Origin of the sequence: Craurococcus roseus, assembly GCF_039523795.1 — a bacterium.
Classification (GTDB): domain Bacteria; phylum Pseudomonadota; class Alphaproteobacteria; order Acetobacterales; family Acetobacteraceae; genus Craurococcus; species Craurococcus roseus.
In genome coordinates this window covers 18,326-35,147 of sequence record NZ_BAAAFZ010000009.1, presented here as the reverse complement: position 1 = coordinate 35,147, position 16,822 = coordinate 18,326, and the positions used below count along the sequence as shown (strand labels likewise).

Genomic DNA, 16,822 nt, shown 5'->3' with positions numbered 1-16,822 from the left:
GGCCGCAGGCCGTTGAGGGGCGGGGGTGTCGTGCCACGCTGGTCGTGGAGGTCCGCGGCGCCTCAGACCCCAGCCACCGCGACGGCCAGCCCGGCGGTGCCGGCGGCGAGGGCACCCAGCAGCGGCCAGGCCAGCCCTTCCAGGCTGCTCGCGCGGCCCGCCAGCCGGGCCAGGACGCCGGCCCCGACCACGGCCAGCGCCATGCCGGCCAAACCCGCCCCCGACGTCAGGAACAGCGCGAGGGCGTAGCCCAGGCCCCAACCCCACCGCCACGCGCCCGCGACGAACGGCAGCACCGCCGCGACGGCGCAGCCGGCCGCCGCGATCGGCCGCAGGGCGTGCAGCAGCGCCAACCGGCGGCGCTCGGCCAGCCAGCGCGCGCGCCGTTCGTCGCGCTCGCGCGCCTCGGCGTCCCGGTGCAGCGTCCGCAAGATGCGGTCGGACGCGGCCGGCGAGAGGGCCGTGCCGTCCTCGCCCAGCAGCCGCACGAGGGCGGCGTGCGCCGCCATCCGGTCCATCGGGTCCGGCAGGGCCACGATGCGGTCGACCTCGGCGTCGGTGGCCCGCTCGGCCTGGATGGCGCGGCGGGACACCAGCGCGTCCAACTCAGACCACCCAAGCGGCTTGGGTGCGGTGTCAGACGGCCGGCGCATCCGCCCGCGCGTCCCCGTAGACCGCGTCGAAGGCGGCGGCGCCGTCGCGCAGGAAGAGGGCCAGCCGGTGCGCCGCCCTCGCCGCGGCCGGCCCCGGCAGGCCGAGTTCGCGTTCCCAGTGGTCCGGAGAGAGTTTCACCGCTTCGGTCAACTGCGCGTTCGCGTCCGTCATCGGGGCGAAGGCGGCCGAGGTGCAGCAGGGGATGCGGATCGCGCCGGTCGCGCCGGTCTCCGCGATGATCTCCTTCACGCCCGCGCTCTCGACGTCGAGCGGGAAGATCCTCTCGTCCCTTTGGTTCAGCGTGAAGAACCGGCGGCTGGCGGGGAGCGCGGCGCGGACGTGGAACAGGGCGGCGCGGGCGCTGCTGACGGCCCGGCTTTCGCCCGTCGCCACCGCGAAGAACGTCACCGCGTCGCCCTTCCCCCACGGGCCGTAGTCGCCGGCTTCCGCGACGTAGCGGCAGAACGGCACCACGAGGTTCGCGCCGAGGTCGAGCACGACCGTCGTCCCGGAGCGCTTCACCACGTCCGCGACGGCGTCCCACGTCGCGTAGGCGAGGGACGGGTCCGCCTCCAGCCGGGCGGGGTCCAACTCGACCGGGAAGAACTTCACGTTGTCGGCGCCGAAGATGGCGGACAGTCGCGGTTCGCTCTCCACCTCGACGACGACCGGCAACCGGCCGCCGTTCTGCATCTGGTGCCGGGCCACGCGCAGATGCGCCGTCAGCGTCTTGCCGACGCCTCCCTTGTCCGACGCGACGATGGCGGTTTCGACGGCGGGCGTGGTGGTGCCGGTGGATTTCGCCATTTGGTCTAGCTCTCCTTCTTGCGCCAGCCGGCGCGGAAGTTGGGCGGGGGGACGGTGGGCAACTCCCGAATGCCGCCCAGGACGCGGGCCAGGTCCGGGTCCGCCGCGACCGAAGCGGGTGCCTCGGGCGGTTCGGGTGCAGGCTCGGATGGTTTCTGGGCGACTTGGCTAGAAACCACGGAGCCGGAATGGTCGGCCGTGGCCGGCTCTGGCGCCGGGGAAACCGGCTCAGCTTGAGCCACCTTCGGCTGCACGGGCCGGCGCCTCCTACGGGCGCCACGCGTGTAACGTTCGGCGTGGTACAAAGCTCGGGTCTCGGCCGGCGAGAGCGGCGAGCCATCCGCCGCCTTGATCCCCTCGGCGTCCATGAGGTCCGCGATTTGCCGCCAGATCACGCCGCGCTTCCGGGCGGCCGTGATGTGCTCGAAGTTGTTTCGAATGTGCGTCCGGGCGGCTGAGGGGTCCTGACCCTTGGGGGCCGGGGCGAGTTCCTCCAGCCGCTTTCGGAACGGATCATCGGCCAAGCCGGGTGCCCCTATCCGCTTACTGTCCTCCACTCTGTATCCCAAGAACATCAAGGGTGTAAACATGTGCGAAGCGTGTGCAAAAGCTGTGTTGCGCTGTAAAGATACCGTAAGGAAAGTGTAGAGCTTAGAAAGGTAGGATGTTAGGCTTCACACGGCGCGGCACCTTCCGGTGCAACACCACAGCCAAGGGGGACCGGACATGCCCACCGAACTGCCCCGCGTGACCATCACCCTCGCGCCCGCCGAGTGGGACGCGCTGCAGCTGTACGCGGCGGCGCGCGGGCTGCGGCCCAGCGAGGCCGCCCGCGGCGCCGTGGTGGCGATGCTGCGCGACCCGGCGCCGGCCGAGGCCCCGGGCGCCGCGGCCGACCCCGCCAGCCTCGCCGCCGCGGCCGCCTCCCTGGAACGGACGGCGGCCGCCCTCGCCAAACTCCTGCCCTCGGCCGAAGCCGTGGCGCAGGGGCAAGAGCAGGTCCGCCGGTCGCTGACCGAGATCGCCGAGGCGGTCGGGACCGTCGCGGGCGCGGTGGTGCCCCTGGAACCCGAGCCGGACAATTTCGGCCTCCGCGGCGGCTGAGGCGTGCTGTCCGTCAAGCGGATCGGCGGCGGGGCGGGAGCGGCCGGCGCCGCGGCGTTGGCCGACTACTACGAGGGCGAGGTCCGGCGCGACCTGACCGACCGCATGGCCCTGGCCCGGTCGGCGTCCAAAGCGGCGGACGAGTACCGGATGGCGGACCCCGCCGCCCCGCTCGCCCGGTGGTGGTCGGCCGGAGGCAAGCTGGCGCCGGACGGCGCGCCCATCGTGCCCGGGCAGCTCCGGACCGCCCTGGACGGCGTCGGCCTCGACGGTGCCAAGCTGGTCCAGGGCGCCGCGCGCAACACCCGCGTCGGCGGCTGGGACCTGACCTTCTCGGCGCCGAAGGACGTGTCCGTGCTCTACGCGGCGGCCGATCCGGAGACCCGCCGGGCGATCCTCGAGGACCTGGCCGCGTCGGCGAAGGCCGGGCTGCAAGCTCTGCACGAGCGGGGCGTCTTCGAGACGCGACGCGGGAAGGCCGGCGCGACGCGCGAGGTGGCGGCTGACGTGATGGCCGCGGTGTTCCCCCAGGCCACCAGTCGGGCCGGCGAGCCGCAGCTGCACGCCCATGCCGTCGCCATCAACGCCGGCCGGCGCGCCGACGGCACGATCGGCGCCCTGGATCCGGCCAAGCTCTACCCCTTCAAGACCTATGGCGGCGCCGTCTTCCGGGCGGAGCTGGCGCACCGGATGGAGCGGCGCGGGCTGGCGGTGGAGGCCGACGGCCAAGCCTTCCGCATCGTGGGCGCGCCGCGCGCGCTGGCCGAGGCGTGGTCCACCCGGCGTGGCCAGGTGCTCGCCGGCGCCGGCGACGCGGCCGGCATGGACGGCAAGGCGGCGCGGCTGGCGAAGGAGCAGGCGGCGCGGCGGACCCGGCGGGCGAAGGACACGGTCCCGGCCGACACCGACCTGGAAAAGCGATGGGCCGCCGACATGGGCCGGCACGGCGTCGGCCCCGATCGCGTCTGGCGGGACGCCAGGGAGGCCGCTCGGCACCACCAGAGGCCGGAGCGATCGGCGGGCGACGCGGCGCTCGCGGATGCCATGGAGCGCCGTTCGATCGCCACCGAGCGGGAGTTGCGGCGGCTGGTGGCGGAGGCGGCGCAGACGCGGGGCGGAGGCGCCGCGGCGGCCAAGGCCGAGGCGGACCGGCTGCTCTCGGACGGGCGGACCCTGGAACTCGGCCGCACGAAGGACGGCGAACGCGTGTTCACCACGGAGCCGGTGCTGGACCGCGAGCGGCGGATGATCCTCGACGCGACGGAGCGCCGCGGGGAGGCCGGCCCCATCCGGGCCGATGCCGTGGAAGCCGCCATAGCACGGCGGCCCACCATGGCGGGGGAGCAAGTCGCGGCGGTGCGCCACGCGACCGGCGCCGGCGGGGTGGTGGCGGTGGAAGGGCTGGCGGGCACCGGCAAGAGCTACGCCCTTGGCGCCGTGGCGGAGGCGGCCCGGGAAAGCGGCGCGCGCGTCGTCGTCCTGGCGCCGTCGTGGCAGGCGGCCGAAGTGGTCGGCAAGGACACCGGGACTCAGGCGCGGGCGCTCCAAGGGTTCGTGAAAGACCTGGAGCGCGGCGAGGCCGTCCTGGGCCGCGGCGACGTGGTGCTGGTGGACGAGGCCGGCATGGCGGGGTCGCGCGACGTGGCGACGCTGTTGCGGCACGCCCGCGAGGCCGAGGCCAAGGTGGTCCTGGCCGGCGACCGCGGGCAGCTCCGCAGTGTGGAACCGGGCGCCGCCTTCGCCGCGATCGCGGACACGATCGGCGTGTCGCGGCTGGCGGAGGTCCGCCGGCAGGACCTGCACGGCTGGCAGCGCGAGGCCAGCAAGGCGTTCGGGGACGGCGACGGCGTCGAGGGGCTGGCGCGGTACGACGCGAAGGGCCGCGTCGTCTACGCCAAGGACGCCGGCGACGCGCTGAAGCGGCTCGGCGACGCGTGGGAAGCGAACCGGAAGGCCCGTCCGCGGGCGTCCCGGCTGGTGCTGGCGGGCCGGAACGCCGAGGTGCACGCGCTCAACGCCGAGCTGCGGGGCCGGGCCATGGCGGCCGGCGAACTCGGCGCCCGGGCGGTGACGCTGCGGGCCATCCACGCGGGCGGCAGGCGGGGCGGGAACGGCGAGGCCCGAACCATGGAAGTCCGCACGGGCGATCGCGTCGCTCTTGGGAGGACGCTGACGAAGGCCGGGTGGGACGTGCTGGCGAACGACGTGGCGACCGTGAGGGCGGTCGAACCCGGCGCCGATCCGACGTTCACCCTGCGGCTGGACCGCACCGGCAAGGACGTGGCGCTCCGCGCGTCCGACCTGGCGCCGCCGCTCCGGAAGGACCAGGACCAGGACCCGGCGCGGCGCCTGCCGGTCATGCAGCACGCCTACGCCCAGACGATCCACAAGAGCCAGGGCCGCACGGTCGATTACACGATGGTCTTCGGCGGCGCCGGGCTCGGCGCGGACCGCGCCTATGTGGCGATGACGCGCCACCGCAAGGACGCGGTGCTGTTCGTGGACGCCGGGGCGATCGGCGAGCGCTTCTCGGTGGACGGCCGGAAGGCGGATCCGGAGGCGGTGCGGAAGGCCTTCCTCCAGTCCGCGCGCGGATCGCCCGATGGCGTCAACGCGGCCGACTTCGTGCGCGACCGCGCCGCGTGGCTCCGGACGGGGAACCACCGCGCCGTGTCGGACGCGCCGAGGCTGAGCCGCGTGGGGTACGCCATGGACCGCGCGGCGAAGGCCGTGACGGTGGCGAGGCGGGCCGTGGCGGAGCGCGTCCTGGGGGCGCGGCGTGGGCGGGAAACGAGGCACGCCGCCCCGCGCGAACGGTCGGCCTCGCGCGGGATGGAACGCGGGATCGAGCGGTGAAACCGTCCCGGGCCTCGACGGAGGAGGGTGCCGGCGTGCTCGCTGCGGGCAAGGGGTGGATCCTCCCCGTGCTCGCCTGCGGCTGCGCGCGGGTCCGGTCCCGGCCGCGCCGCCCTTGCCCTCCGCTGCGCGCGCCGGCGTCTGGATCGCGTCGGCTCCGGAGAACGCCGGGCTCATGTCCCTCCAGAGAACGGATTGCAGGAACAAGACGGTCGTTCAGGCCGCGTCGGCGGACCGGTGCGTCGCCTCGAACGCCCGCTCGAACGCCTCCAGCCGCTTCGCCGCGGCCTTGGCGTCGCGGACCGCGGCCGATGCCCGCAGCTTGGCTTGGCGCGCCGTTTCCGTCGCCTCGGCGGCCTGTGCCGCGAGCCGGGCCGCTTCCTCGGTGGCGGTCGCGCCCCCGCCCTTGGCATCGGCACGGGCCGCTTTCGCCGCTTCCGTCGCGGCTGCCGCCTTGGCCGCGGCGTCGCGGGCTCCCGCGGCCGCTTCGGCTTCCGCGGCCGCCGCGCCGCGCTGCGCCGCTTGGAGTTGCGCGAGCCGGTGTTCGGATCGGGCGCGCTGGGCCTCGGCTTGCCGCCCGGCCTCCTGGACCGCCTCGGCGCGTTTGGCTTCGGCCTCCATGCGCTTGGCTTGCGCCTTCGCGCGGGCCTCCTCGGCGCGCTCCGATCTCCTGCGTTCGGCCTCCTCGATGCGCTCCGCCCGGCCGCGCGCCGTCGCCTCGGCCTTTGCGGCTCTCGCGCGTCCCTTCTCATCGGCTTCCTCGGCCCTCGCGCGCGCCGCCGCTTCGGCGCGCTGGGCCGCTTCGCGGCGCGCGGCGGCGATCGCGGCGAGGTCCTCGCGCACCACCTCCACCGCGAGCGGCGGGACGCCGGGCGGGGGTGGACCGAGGGGCTTGTGGTCCGGATCGGAAGACCACGCGAAACGCCTGAACCACGGGTCGTGGTGGGAGACGACGCGGTCCAGCTTGAACAGGCGCAGGTTGCCCCGGCGCACGAGGAGCTTGCCGGCGGAAAGCCTTTGCACGTCCTGCGGCAGCACGAGCGGGCGGGGGCGCTCGCTCTCGCTCTTCGTGCCCTTGTCCACGGCGAACCACGAGAAGAACGCCGGGCCGCTGCGCGACTTCGCCTTGACCGTGTTCTCGCCGGCCCACCGGCTGATCTTCTCGGCCGCCTCGCGGTCCATGCCGCCGAAGTCCAGCCGCGCCCCCGTGTTGGTGAAGAGGTTCTTCGCGCCCTCCGGGCCGAAGGCCGCCACGCTCTGTTCCTCGGATTGCTGCACATAGGCCCACCGGAAGCCGTAGGACGCCGTGAAGGCGGACGCGTCCGCCAGGACGTCCTGCTTCCCGAGCGCCCAGAACTCGTCGAGGATGCCCAAGACCCGGTGCCGGTGGCGCGGGTCCCGTCCGAACTCGCCCCGCGTGTTCATCTGCACGAGCTGTTGGAACAGCAGGCCGTAGACCGGCCGATAGATGCGGATGTCGGCAGGGCCGCCGCAGACGAAAACCGCCATGCGCTCGCATCGGAGTTCGGCCAGGTCGAAGTCGCTTTCCTCCGTCGCGGCGGCGACCACCGGATCATCCCACAGGCCGAGGGCCGTCGTCAGCGTGACGATCACGTCGCGCGCTTCCTTCTCGTCCTTCCGGGCGATCATGCCGAGCAGGATGTTGACGGCCGAGAGCGAGTAGGGGCGGCCCTGCGCGCGCGCCTCTTCGATCAACCCGCCGAGGTACTTCGGCCAGTCGGGGCGCTGCACAGAGCCGAGCACCGCGGCGACGTTCAGCTTCGCGCCGGGCGTCTCGGCCAGGATCACGGCCAGCGCCGCGCCCATCTTCCGCGCCGCATTGTCGAAGAAGGGGTTGTTGCTCTTCGTCTCGGGCACGAGGAACCACATGGCCCGGTAGATGTCGCCGTAGGTCTCGACCTGCCCGCGCCGCACGTAGCCGAACGGGTTCCAGCGGTGGGTGCGCCGCGCCGGGTCCGAAAGGTCGAAGATGAAGACCGCATCGCCCGTCCGGCGCCGGTGTCCGGCTGCTGCCTCGAACACATCGCGCTTCACGGAGAAGGAAACCAGCGAACCGCCCCAGTTGAGCGCGTTCGGCACCACGACCGAGACGCCCTTGCCGCTCCGCGTCTTCGCGGTCAACGCCGCGTGCTCCTCGCCCGGAAGCCCGACGTAGCGGCGCAGCGGGCCGAACCCCCGCGCGCCGATGACGATGCTGTCCAGACGCGGAAGCCGGCTATAGGAGAACCCGCCGCGCTTCGCGTCCCGGTCGCTCAGCCAGCCCGTCTCGCCGTGCAGCGGCTGCTTGTCGCGGCCCGTGCCGGCCACGGCCAGCGCCGCGGTGAACAGCGCGGGGAAGCTCGCCATGATGCCGGACGCGCCCAACAGCAGCACCGACCACCAGTTGGTGGCGCCGGTCGGCAGGTAGGTTGCCCAGGCCCAGGTCCAGTGGACGCCCGAAGCGAAGAACGGATGGGCCCACATCCCCGCCATGCCGAGGTATCCGGCCGACGCGGCGGGGAGCCACCCGGCGATCGAGACGGCCGCGGCGGTGCTGAGGATCTGTCCGCGGAGGGTCATCAGCGCAGCTCCATGACCTCGGTGATGCGGAAGGGGTCGCGCGAGACGTGCGCCACGACGTCGATGTGCTGGCGCAACAAGCCGTCCACGGTGCTTTCCGGCAGGGTGCGGCCTTCCTCGCTCTGCCGGACCATGAGCGCGACGGCGTCGAAGGCGGCGGCGCAGTCGGCCGCGTGGACCGTGCCGATGGTGCGGTGCCCGATGACGCGGGCGCGCAGGAACGCCCAGGCTTCCGGGCCGCGCAGCTCCTGGAAAGGGATGTCGTCCGGCCGCTGCCGCATGGCCTCCTGCACGCAGTCGATGGCCGTCCGGCGTTCGCCGTCGAAATACAGCGGCAGCCAGTTTTCGTGCGGGAGGTCCAGCCACTCGGGCGTGTCCTCGATCGTGACGAGGCGCCGATGCAGCGGGATGGCGCGCAGCAGCGCTTCCGCGAAGGTGGTCTTCGAGCTGCCGATCGAGCCGACCACGAGCACGGTCTTGTTCGCGGCGACGGCGCGCTGCCACCAGTCGGCGCCGCGGCCCGGCACGGGGCGGAAATAGCCCTGCGCTTCCAGCCATCCGAGCGTCGGCGTGAAGTCCTTGGCGCGGCGCCGGATGTTGAGGCTGACGGTCCCGGGCGCCGTCGCGGGCGGCCGGGCGGTGGCGATGCGCTCCCCGCCGGGCAGGACGGAGGAGCAGGTCGGGCGGTCGGGGCCGACGCGCTTCGACGTGCGCGCGGCGGAAAGGGTGGCGATGGCGTCGAGGCGGGCGTAGGTCAGCTCGGGCGCGTCGTGCCACGTCCAGCCATCGCTGCCCTCAACCGCGAACCGGCCCGGCCGGTTCACCACCACCTCGCGGGTGCCCGGCGACGCCAGTGCGGCCGCGAAGGGCGAGAGGAGGCGCAGGAGGGTCGCTTCGCCGGCGCGGCGCGTCACCGGGGCCTCAGCCGGTAGCTGTCGGCGAAGGAGATCGGCGCCGTCACGAGGAAGGCGATCTCCTCTCCCTGGTTGACCTCGACGGTGTTCTGGATGCCGATGTTGCCGCGCAGCACTTCGGCGACCACGCTTTGCACCGAGCCGGTCTGGAGGTTGAGGAAGGTGTTGCCGCCGCCCGACGAGGCCAGCCCTTGCAGCGCGGCTTGCACGGAAGAAATCGCGCCCTGGCCGAGCAAGAGGAACGTGGCGGCGCCGAACTTCTCCATGACGTGGCGGTTCACGGCGCCCTCCATGCCGATGCGGCCGAGGGCGTCGCCGACCGGGGCGCCGAGGGGGACGGGGATGCCATTCGGCGTCGTGGCGACGGCGGCCATGGACAGGATGCGCGCCTGGCCGGGGCGCACGTCGCTCTGGTAGCTGCCCTGGATCACCGTCCCGGCTTCCATGAGCGTCACGCGGCCGGGCGATTTGATGTCGTCCGTGGTGTGGCAGAAGAACGGGCCGGACCGCTCGGACGAAATCGCCACGTCGAGGGTGCATTTATACAAGCCCGGCATCAGCGTGTTCACCAAGTCCATCGCGCGGCCGGCGCGGCCGCCGACGATCGTCTCCCCCTTGAACGCGACGTTGGTCGCGGATCCCGCGTTCGGCGAGGCGGCAGCGGCGGCCGAGGCGGGAGACGCGGCGGGGGCGGGCGGCGAGGCGACGGCGAACGAGGTCATGCGCGCCGGGCGCTCGGCGGCCGCGCCGACGGCGGGCGGCTGCGGCGCTGCCGGCGGGCCTGAGGGCGCCGCCGGGGCCGGTGTCGCGGCTGGCGGTGCCCCGGCGGCGATCTCCACGTTTGAGGCGCGGGAGAGGGTGTGCGACGCCGGCGGCGCCGTCTCGGGCGCGTGCGCGCCGGGGTTCTGCCAGAACACGACGGCCACCAGCGCCGCCGTGCCGACCACGCCGAGGCCTACGCGCTGGCCGGATGTGAGCCACGGGGCGCGGGCGGCCGGCGCCCCGTGGCGTTCATCGATGCCGCTCACTGGCTCCGCGCCTCCACCACCTCGCGGATCACGTCGGGGCTCGACGTGCCGGTGCCGGGGTTGCGGCCGATCGCGTCCAGCCGGCGGTTCCACACCGCCAGCACCGCGCCGCCGAGGCGGAGCCGCATCTCGCCGCGCAGCGCCGGGACCACCATCCAGTCGCCGTGCATGGCGGGCCGCACGGACTGTTCCTTGCCGTCCGCGCCGATCAGGAAGACGGCGGGCACGGGGCGGTTGCCGCGGAACAGGAAACCCGTCGCCTGCCCGTCGTCGCACGTCTTGTCCGGCACGATGGACGCGCTGCCTTGCGCCTCGTAAAGCTCGTTCAGGCAACGGAAATCCACGGCGAGGCGGTCGCGCGCGGTTTGCGTCTCGCGCTGCTCGCGGACCGCCCGCGAGCGGACGGCGTTGTTCTGCCGGGCCTCGGCGGCGGCCGTGGCGCGGCGCTGCCGCTCGTCCTCTGGATACACGAAGGTGAGGCCGAAGACGGCGTCGGGGTCTTCCGAGCAGCGGCGCGTGTCGAGGCCGCCGGCACAGGTCGCCGGCAACTGCCGGACCTCGGCGGTGAACTGGTAGGGCCGGTCGGGATGCCCGGGGCGGTGCGTGATGACTTGCAGCGTCGTGACGCCCACCGCGTCCCCCCAGAGCGGGAGGTTGTTGCCGATCGTCGCGCCCTGTCCGCCGCCGCCCTGGACGTCCTGCGGCTTCGGGCCGCTCATCAGTCCCTCGGTGCCGAACATGACGCGCTTGACCTGCTCGTCCTGGCCGAAGGTGAGGATGGCGGAGCGCCCCATGGTCAGCACCAGGTGCGTGCGGCCGGCGGGGTTGTAGACCTGCCGCCGCATGTGCGGCTCGTCCGGGTTGATGCGCTCCGGGACGTCGAGGGCGTGGGCGGGCAGGGCCGCCGCCACCGCCGCCGCGGTGGTCACCAGGAAGTTCTTCATTGGCCCTGCCCCTTGTCGGGTTCGAAGCTGTAGCCGACGACCTGGAAGCCGGCGGGGTTGATCTCGCGCGCTTCCTTCGTCATCGAGAGTTCGGGGCGCCACTCGAAATGCACCGTCGCCGCGTAGTCGCGAGGCGCGCCCTGTCCGGCGCTCGACACTTCCCAGCGCGTGTAGCGCACGATCCAGGTCTTGATCCGGCCCTCGCCCGGGTAAGCGGAGAAGCGGAAGTTGTTCGGCAGGACGCTGGCGTTCAGCGCGTTGTAGATGCGCTGCGGGCTCTGCGGGTTGGACAGCCGGAACCCGTCGCTGTACCGGCTCTGCATCGCCGGGTTCATCAGCGTGGTGCAGCGCTCCAGCATCTGCGTGACGGCCGGGCGCAGGTAGCCGTCGCAGTTCTCCACGAAGGCGCGGAGGTACTGGCGCGCGGTGTCGTCGCTGAACAGCCGCGGCGCGTCGGTCGCGGGTACGGTGGCGGTGACGCGGCTCGTCACGCTGTCCACCAGCGCGAAGTGCGTCCGTGTCGGCTCCGCCCGCACCACCACCCACGCGGCGGCGCCGACGCCCAGGAGGCCGACCAGCGATCCGACCCCGCCGACGATCCACCCCGCCTTGCGGAAGGCGCGGCGCGAGTGCTCGATCTCGTCGGCGCGCGGGCCGGCGCCTTGCATCGCCGCCTTGGCGGCCTCCGGCGTCAGCGGCTCGTGCTTCATGGTGCCGGGGGCGAGGCGGACGGCGGCGCTCATCGGGCGGACGCCACCGGCGGCAGCGCGGAGCGCTCGGCTTCGGCCCAGCTCTCCGGATTGAGGCGGAACACCGGCCCGGACGGCTCGGCGAGCTTCCGCGGGCCGTCCGAGCAAGCGGCGAGCGACGCGAGGACCACGAAGGCGGCGGCGAGGCGCATGTCTTTCCTCATGTATTGGAGAGGGAGGGGCCGGGCGGCTGCTGGCGGCGGTGGCCGGCATCCGAGGGAGGTGGCACGGACGGGTTGCCGGGCGGCAACGGCTGCGGATCGCGCGGCGGAGGAGGGGGCGGGCGGGTCAAGCGCCGGCCCTGCGAGCGCGCGTATCCGGAGAAGCCGTGTCCGATGGCGTTGGCGGCGCCGTGCAACTGCCAAACCAGCCAGCCGACGCCGACCAGGACGACCATGCCGGCGAGGAGGTGTTGCAGCGCCACGATTTCGTTGCCGCCGCGGGTCTCGGCCGCGATCTGCGAGAGCAGTTGCGTCATCACCGTCATGAACAGCGAGAGCAGGGCGGCGAGGAGGATTTGCAGGACCACGCTCGACGCCACGGTGTTGAACCAGCCTTGCGCGAAGCCGCGGAACCACGGGAACACGAACAGGGCGAGGAACACCGGGCCGACACCGACGAGCAGCGCGATGAAGACGAACGCCTTGAGCCAAACGAGGAAGACGAAGGCGATGGCGGCGACGGCGACGATCCAATAGAGGACGATGAGGATCCCGAGCGGGATCGCGGCGAGCGTCCACGGCAGGGCGCGGAACACGGCGAGGCCCGCCAAGAACGCCTTAGCGAACAGCTCATCGAAGAAGGCGCCGTTCACCGCGCGGTTGCCGAGCGCTCCGGCGAGCGCGCCTCCTACCTCCTGCGGGATGGTGGTGAGGAGGATGTCGCGGACGTAAGCGCCGTAGTTCACGGCCGAGCCGGCGACGAACACGGCGAGCGCGCCGGCCAGCAACATGCCGGTGAAATCCGACAACGGCTCGGTCGCCGGACGCAGGGACTTGAGCAAGAGGCCGGCCGAGATCGTCACCACCAGCCCGGCGAGCAACACGCCGCGCACCCACGGCGCGACCGCGCCCACCATGGCGTCAACGCCGCCGATCAGCGGCGTCGCTAGCAGGTTGTAGAGGGTGGTGAAGACTTCCCACTGCATCGGCGTTCACGACCCCGAGCGGGCCGCGGCGCAGATGCGGGGCATCAGGCTGGTGGGCGGCATCCGCTCCACCGGGGCGCGGTTGCATTGCGCGATCTGTTGCGCGCGCTCCTGCGGGCGCGTCGTCCAATACTCCCGCGAGGTCGGTGGCAGCATGTTCCCGCGGTTGCGCTCGTGCTCGTTCCGCGGGGTGCCGGCCGACGCGCGGGCCATGCGCTCGGCGACGATGACGCGAGCCTGCGCGGCGTTGATGCAGTCCGGCGAGTTGCGGAGGCGGCCGGGATCGTCGCGGCACGCCTCGGTGATGTCGCGCAGCACGGCCGGGCGGTCGGCGTACCACGACGCGGTGCGTTCGCCGCGGCGCTCCTGCCCCGACGCCGGGAAGGAACAAGCGAGCAGCACCGCGGCGAGCACCCAGAACCCGCCTTGGAGGTCGGGCGTCAACAAGCGCCGGCGCATCAATAGAACCCCCGCGCGCGGCCGGCTTGCAAAACGTCCTCGAAGCTCTGTTGCAACCGCTGCTCGCGGATGAGTTCGGCCGCTTCCCGGCGCATCGTGCTGTAGTTCGAAAGCGCCGCGGCCTGGACCGCCTGGTTCTGGGTCTGCGCTTGGTAGCTGGCGAGTTGGTTGGCGAGCGACGCTTGCGCGGCGGGGTTGCCGGCGTTCAGCGCGATCTGCGCCTGTAGGCCGGCGATGTGGTTCGCCCGCTCCGCCGCCGTCTGGTGCAGTTGCAACGACGCCGATTGCGAGCCGGAGACGGCCGACACCTGTTCCATCAGGAATGCGCCGGCCCAGTGCGTGACCGGGACCTGGAACCGGGTGTTGGCCGAAGAAGCTCCGGTGTGGAGCGCGGACATGTTGGAGATCATGCCCTGCGTGCCGCCGGTCCCGTTCAGCAGGTTCTGCATGGCGTAAGGATTGATCGGCAACGGGTTATGGATGCCGATCAAGCCGAACGCGCCCACCGCCGAGCCGAGGTCGTGGATGTTCGTGAAGGCGTCGAAGGTGCTGCGGGCGATCTGGATCTGCTGGACGCCCTGGCCGATCATCTGCGCGCCTTGGCCGATCTGCTTCGCCACCTCGATCGCGCGCTTGCCTTCGCGGATGATCTCCGTGACTTCCTGCGTGCAGTTGGCGCAGAACTGCGCGCGTGCCCCGCGCGGGGGCAGGGCGAAGGCCAGCGCGGCGACGCCGGCCAGGAGGACGGACTTCATGTTTGCACCTCTGCGATTTGCCGGTGCCGCGCCGCGCGGCGGGCTTCGATGAACGCGGGTCCCAGCCGGGCCGGGTCGCGGCGCGCGACTTCGGGGATCGTCTCCAGGGCGCGGAGCGAGGTTTCCGAGGCGGACAGGACGGCGAGGCGGTCGGCCATGCCGCGCAAGGGGAGCTCCGCCACGAGGCTGCGTGCGCCCTTGCAGAGCAGGAAGCGGCCGGAGCCCTTCTGCAATTCCTTCAATGCTTCGTACTCGCCGACCGTGCGCTTGAGGCCGTCCACGTAGTCGTCGCGCGACGCGCGGGGGTTGGGGAAGTGGATCTGGTTCGGGCATTGCTCGATCAACTCGGACGCGATGCCGCTGGCGACCGCGTCGGACGGGCTTTGCGTGATGAACACGACGATGCCGTTCTTCGACCGGATGGTGCGGAACTGCGCCGCGATCGGGTCGCGGAAGGCGGGATCGCGCAGCACGGACCAGCCCTCGTCCACCACCAGGAGCAGCTTGCGGTGGCCGTCGAGGCGGAGCGCGATGCGGTGGAACAGGTAAAGCAGGGCCGGCGCCGCGGCGCGGCAGTTCGTCAGCAGCTCGGTGGTGTCCAGCCCGACGATGCCGCCGGACAGGTCCAGGCAGCACGTAGGCGCGTCCAGGGCCCAACCGAGTTCGCCGCCCCAGCACCACTTCAGCAGCCGCGCGCCGGCCCCGTCCACATCCACATCGGGCGACAGGAACTCGGCGACCTCGGCGACGGAGCGGTCCGCCGGGGCGTTCTCCATGACGCTGGCGATGCCGAGGGACAGGAGGCGGTCCTCTTCGGTCGTCAGGTCGCGCCACCCGCCTTGGCGGATGCAGCCGCGCAAGAGTTGGTTGAGCAGGTCCAGGTTGCGGGGGGTGTTCTCCAGCGCCTTCAGCGGCGCGAAGGTGGGACGCCCCGAGCCCAGCACGCCGTAGGAGCCGCCGAGGTGCAGCGCCAGGGCGTGCCACCCCTGCTTGTGGTCGAGCAGGATGCAGTCGGCACGGCCGGCGGTGTGCGCGATGAGGAACCCTGTCCCGGCGGTCTTGCCCGAGCCGGTCTCGCCGGTGATGAGGGTGTTGCCCACCGCGTCGTCGCCGTCGCCGTCGTGCCAGTGGAACGGGTGTGCGGTGCCGCCCGTGGTGCGGAGCGTGGCGATGGGCCCGCCCCACCGCGACACCGCCGAACCCGCCGGGTAGGCGTGCATTGGCGCCAGCGACGCGAAGTTCCGGGACGAGCACGCTCCGGGGCGGGAGCGGTAGCGTTGGTTCCCCGGCACCTGCGCCAGCCACGCGGCCATCAGCGCCTTGTTCTCCCGGGCGACGGAAGCGCCGGAACGGCCGAGCAGCTTCCAGGCGTCGTTGACCGCCTCGGCCAGCGGCACCCGGTTCGGGTTGCCGGCCACCTCCTCCAGGGTGTCGCGCACCCGGTCGGCGGCGAGGTCGCCCAGGCCAGCGCGGCGCAACGCGGCCAGGAAGCGTTCGTGGAAGGACAGGGCGGTCCCGGCGCGGTCCGAGAACACGGCGAGCGAGAGGCAGTGCCGGCCCATGGAGAGGCGGTTGGTTTCCAGCGCGTCCACGGCGCGGTCCAGCTCGGCGACCTGGCTCAACGCCTTGCTGCCGGCCCAGACCATCTTGTTCTGCTTGCGCGTCAGGAGCCCCATGCCGCCGGACCGCGACAGCGGCTCGTAGTGCTGGCAAAGCGTGAACCGGAAGGCGGCGGAGAGCAGCGCGTCCAGCATTCCCGGCGACGTGACCGCGGGATACTCGCGGAGCGCCAGCATCGCGGCGAACACGGTATGGCCCGGCCCGCGCATCTCGACGGTCTCGCGGTGGAAGGTGACTTCCTCGGCCAGCACCACGTCGCCCAAGCGGCCGGTGGTCAGCGCCACCTCGCGCTCCACGCCGGTGAGCGCGAAGGCCAGGGCCTCGGCGGCTTCGGAGAAGACCTGGCGCCCGCGCGGCGCGAGGCCGAGCAGGCGCGGACCGTAGTCGGCGAACTCGGACGCCAGCCAGCCGCACAGGTCTTCCAGGCGGCGGGCGCGGTCGATCGCGCGCTCGCCGTCCGCGGACTTGCCTTTGCGGGCGCGGCGGCGGTCGAGCCATTCGTTCCCGGCCACGGCGGGGCGCAGATGCACGCCGAGGAACAGGCGGTTGGCGTAGAGGGACCGGTCCAGCAGCCGCGCGCGGTATTCATCGTGCGTGTCCCGTGCCCACTGCGCCAGCAGCGGCGAAGCGGGCGGCACCGCGGCCGGGGACGCCATCCCGCGGCAAACGTATTGCGACAGCACGAGGCGGTCGTTGATGCCGATGTTCCGCAGCGTGTGCTCGACGCGCGCGTGCCGGACGTTGAGTTCTTCCACGTCGGCGGTCTCCGCCGAGAGGCCGTCCAGCCCGAACATGGCGAACGCGCCGCCGTCGGTGAGGCGGAGCGTGGTGTCGGTCAGCGGCTCCTCCAGTGGCATCAGGTCGCCGAGGAGCACGGAACGGCGGCGGCTACGCACTGGTGGGCATCCTCCCGGTGGAGGCGGACGGCAGGGCCGGCAACACGGCGCCGATCACCTGCCCGTAGGTCACGAGCCACATCCGCAGCTCGTGGAAGAAGTTCGGGTTGCGGTTGGCCAGCGCCACCATCGGCACATGCACAACCGGCACGAGCAGCCACCACAGCGGCGAGCCGAGAACCATGCCGCCGATGATGGTGCAGAACAGGTTCGCGTAGGCCGCTTCCATCGGCGCGCCGAGCTTCATGGTCGGCCGGGTGCAGGCCAGGAACAGCGGGTCGGCGACGAGGGGAGCGGGCTCCGCCATCG

Annotated in this window: 16 protein-coding genes; 2 read left to right on the top strand and 14 right to left on the bottom strand. The window is 72.8% G+C overall.

The features are described from left to right. Window positions 1-62: 62 nt before the first annotated feature. The 3 genes from ABD067_RS05750 to ABD067_RS05740 are packed head-to-tail and all read right to left on the bottom strand — an operon-like array spanning window position 63 to window position 1,985. Complete coding sequence (locus ABD067_RS05750) at window positions 63-605, bottom strand: hypothetical protein (RefSeq protein WP_343894231.1); 543 nt, start codon at window positions 603-605, stop codon at window positions 63-65. Window positions 606-636: 31 nt separating this feature from the next. Next, on the bottom strand, window positions 637-1,461 hold the full coding sequence (locus ABD067_RS05745; protein ID WP_343894230.1) for a hypothetical protein: 825 nt from the start codon (window positions 1,459-1,461) through the stop codon (window positions 637-639). A gap of 5 nt (window positions 1,462-1,466) precedes the next feature. Next, the gene (locus ABD067_RS05740; RefSeq protein ID WP_343894229.1) at window positions 1,467-1,985 is read right to left on the bottom strand and encodes a hypothetical protein; all 519 of its coding nucleotides are present in this window, start codon (window positions 1,983-1,985) and stop codon (window positions 1,467-1,469) included. 202 nt (window positions 1,986-2,187) lie between these two features. On the opposite strand from ABD067_RS05740, the gene ABD067_RS05735 reads away from it, so the two are divergent. Both ABD067_RS05735 and mobF read left to right on the top strand, forming a co-directional pair. Continuing rightward, window positions 2,188-2,565: a hypothetical protein gene (locus tag ABD067_RS05735; protein ID WP_343894228.1), complete on the top strand. Its 378-nt coding sequence runs from the start codon at window positions 2,188-2,190 to the stop codon at window positions 2,563-2,565. 3 nt (window positions 2,566-2,568) lie between these two features. Further along, window positions 2,569-5,421 carry a MobF family relaxase gene (mobF, locus tag ABD067_RS05730; RefSeq protein WP_343894227.1) on the top strand — a complete coding sequence of 951 codons (2,853 nt, stop codon included), beginning with the start codon at window positions 2,569-2,571 and terminating at the stop codon, window positions 5,419-5,421. A gap of 216 nt (window positions 5,422-5,637) precedes the next feature. On the opposite strand, the gene ABD067_RS05725 is transcribed toward mobF, so the two are convergent. From ABD067_RS05725 to ABD067_RS05675, 11 genes are read right to left on the bottom strand one after another with little or no spacing between them, the layout of a single operon-like run. Then, the gene (locus tag ABD067_RS05725) at window positions 5,638-8,001 is read right to left on the bottom strand and encodes a type IV secretory system conjugative DNA transfer family protein (RefSeq protein ID WP_343894226.1); all 2,364 of its coding nucleotides are present in this window, start codon (window positions 7,999-8,001) and stop codon (window positions 5,638-5,640) included. Continuing rightward, window positions 8,001-8,915 (bottom strand): ATPase, T2SS/T4P/T4SS family, encoded by a 915-nt coding sequence (locus tag ABD067_RS05720; protein WP_343894225.1) that lies wholly within the window; start codon window positions 8,913-8,915, stop codon window positions 8,001-8,003. The genes ABD067_RS05725 and ABD067_RS05720 overlap by 1 nt, the downstream gene beginning before the upstream one ends. Further along, the gene (locus ABD067_RS05715; protein WP_343894224.1) at window positions 8,912-9,943 is read right to left on the bottom strand and encodes a TrbI/VirB10 family protein; all 1,032 of its coding nucleotides are present in this window, start codon (window positions 9,941-9,943) and stop codon (window positions 8,912-8,914) included. The genes ABD067_RS05720 and ABD067_RS05715 overlap by 4 nt, the downstream gene beginning before the upstream one ends. Continuing rightward, a complete protein-coding gene (locus ABD067_RS05710) occupies window positions 9,940-10,887 on the bottom strand; it encodes a TrbG/VirB9 family P-type conjugative transfer protein (protein ID WP_343894223.1) in 948 nt (315 codons plus the stop codon). Before ABD067_RS05710 ends, ABD067_RS05715 begins: the two co-directional genes overlap by 4 nt. Next, on the bottom strand, window positions 10,884-11,630 hold the full coding sequence (locus tag ABD067_RS05705) for a VirB8/TrbF family protein (RefSeq protein WP_343894222.1): 747 nt from the start codon (window positions 11,628-11,630) through the stop codon (window positions 10,884-10,886). The genes ABD067_RS05710 and ABD067_RS05705 overlap by 4 nt, the downstream gene beginning before the upstream one ends. Continuing rightward, on the bottom strand, window positions 11,627-11,788 hold the full coding sequence (locus tag ABD067_RS05700; protein ID WP_343894221.1) for a hypothetical protein: 162 nt from the start codon (window positions 11,786-11,788) through the stop codon (window positions 11,627-11,629). The genes ABD067_RS05705 and ABD067_RS05700 overlap by 4 nt, the downstream gene beginning before the upstream one ends. A gap of 8 nt (window positions 11,789-11,796) precedes the next feature. Then, a complete protein-coding gene (locus tag ABD067_RS05695; protein ID WP_343894219.1) occupies window positions 11,797-12,783 on the bottom strand; it encodes a type IV secretion system protein in 987 nt (328 codons plus the stop codon). Between the two features lie 6 nt (window positions 12,784-12,789). Further along, on the bottom strand, window positions 12,790-13,242 hold the full coding sequence (locus ABD067_RS05690) for an EexN family lipoprotein (protein WP_343894218.1): 453 nt from the start codon (window positions 13,240-13,242) through the stop codon (window positions 12,790-12,792). Further along, complete coding sequence (locus ABD067_RS05685; protein ID WP_343894217.1) at window positions 13,242-13,997, bottom strand: type IV secretion system protein; 756 nt, start codon at window positions 13,995-13,997, stop codon at window positions 13,242-13,244. The genes ABD067_RS05690 and ABD067_RS05685 overlap by 1 nt, the downstream gene beginning before the upstream one ends. Then, window positions 13,994-16,513, bottom strand: coding sequence for a VirB4 family type IV secretion/conjugal transfer ATPase (locus ABD067_RS05680; RefSeq protein ID WP_343894216.1), 2,520 nt, complete (start codon window positions 16,511-16,513; stop codon window positions 13,994-13,996). Before ABD067_RS05680 ends, ABD067_RS05685 begins: the two co-directional genes overlap by 4 nt. Beyond that, entirely contained in the window at window positions 16,506-16,820 is a 315-nt protein-coding gene (locus ABD067_RS05675; protein WP_343894215.1) for a VirB3 family type IV secretion system protein, read from the bottom strand. The genes ABD067_RS05680 and ABD067_RS05675 overlap by 8 nt, the downstream gene beginning before the upstream one ends. Between the last annotated feature and the right edge of the window lie 2 nt (window positions 16,821-16,822).

Coding starts and splice junctions, on each gene's coding strand:
- ABD067_RS05745 (WP_343894230.1), bottom strand. CDS start 1,461: ATGGCGAAATCCACCGGCACCACCACGCCCGCCGTCGAAACCGCCATC.
- ABD067_RS05735 (WP_343894228.1), top strand. CDS start 2,188: ATGCCCACCGAACTGCCCCGCGTGACCATCACCCTCGCGCCCGCCGAG.
- ABD067_RS05725 (WP_343894226.1), bottom strand. CDS start 8,001: ATGACCCTCCGCGGACAGATCCTCAGCACCGCCGCGGCCGTCTCGATC.
- ABD067_RS05710 (WP_343894223.1), bottom strand. CDS start 10,887: ATGAAGAACTTCCTGGTGACCACCGCGGCGGCGGTGGCGGCGGCCCTG.
- ABD067_RS05705 (WP_343894222.1), bottom strand. CDS start 11,630: ATGAGCGCCGCCGTCCGCCTCGCCCCCGGCACCATGAAGCACGAGCCG.
- ABD067_RS05700 (WP_343894221.1), bottom strand. CDS start 11,788: ATGCGCCTCGCCGCCGCCTTCGTGGTCCTCGCGTCGCTCGCCGCTTGC.
- ABD067_RS05695 (WP_343894219.1), bottom strand. CDS start 12,783: ATGCAGTGGGAAGTCTTCACCACCCTCTACAACCTGCTAGCGACGCCG.
- ABD067_RS05690 (WP_343894218.1), bottom strand. CDS start 13,242: ATGCGCCGGCGCTTGTTGACGCCCGACCTCCAAGGCGGGTTCTGGGTG.
- ABD067_RS05685 (WP_343894217.1), bottom strand. CDS start 13,997: ATGAAGTCCGTCCTCCTGGCCGGCGTCGCCGCGCTGGCCTTCGCCCTG.
- ABD067_RS05675 (WP_343894215.1), bottom strand. CDS start 16,820: ATGGCGGAGCCCGCTCCCCTCGTCGCCGACCCGCTGTTCCTGGCCTGC.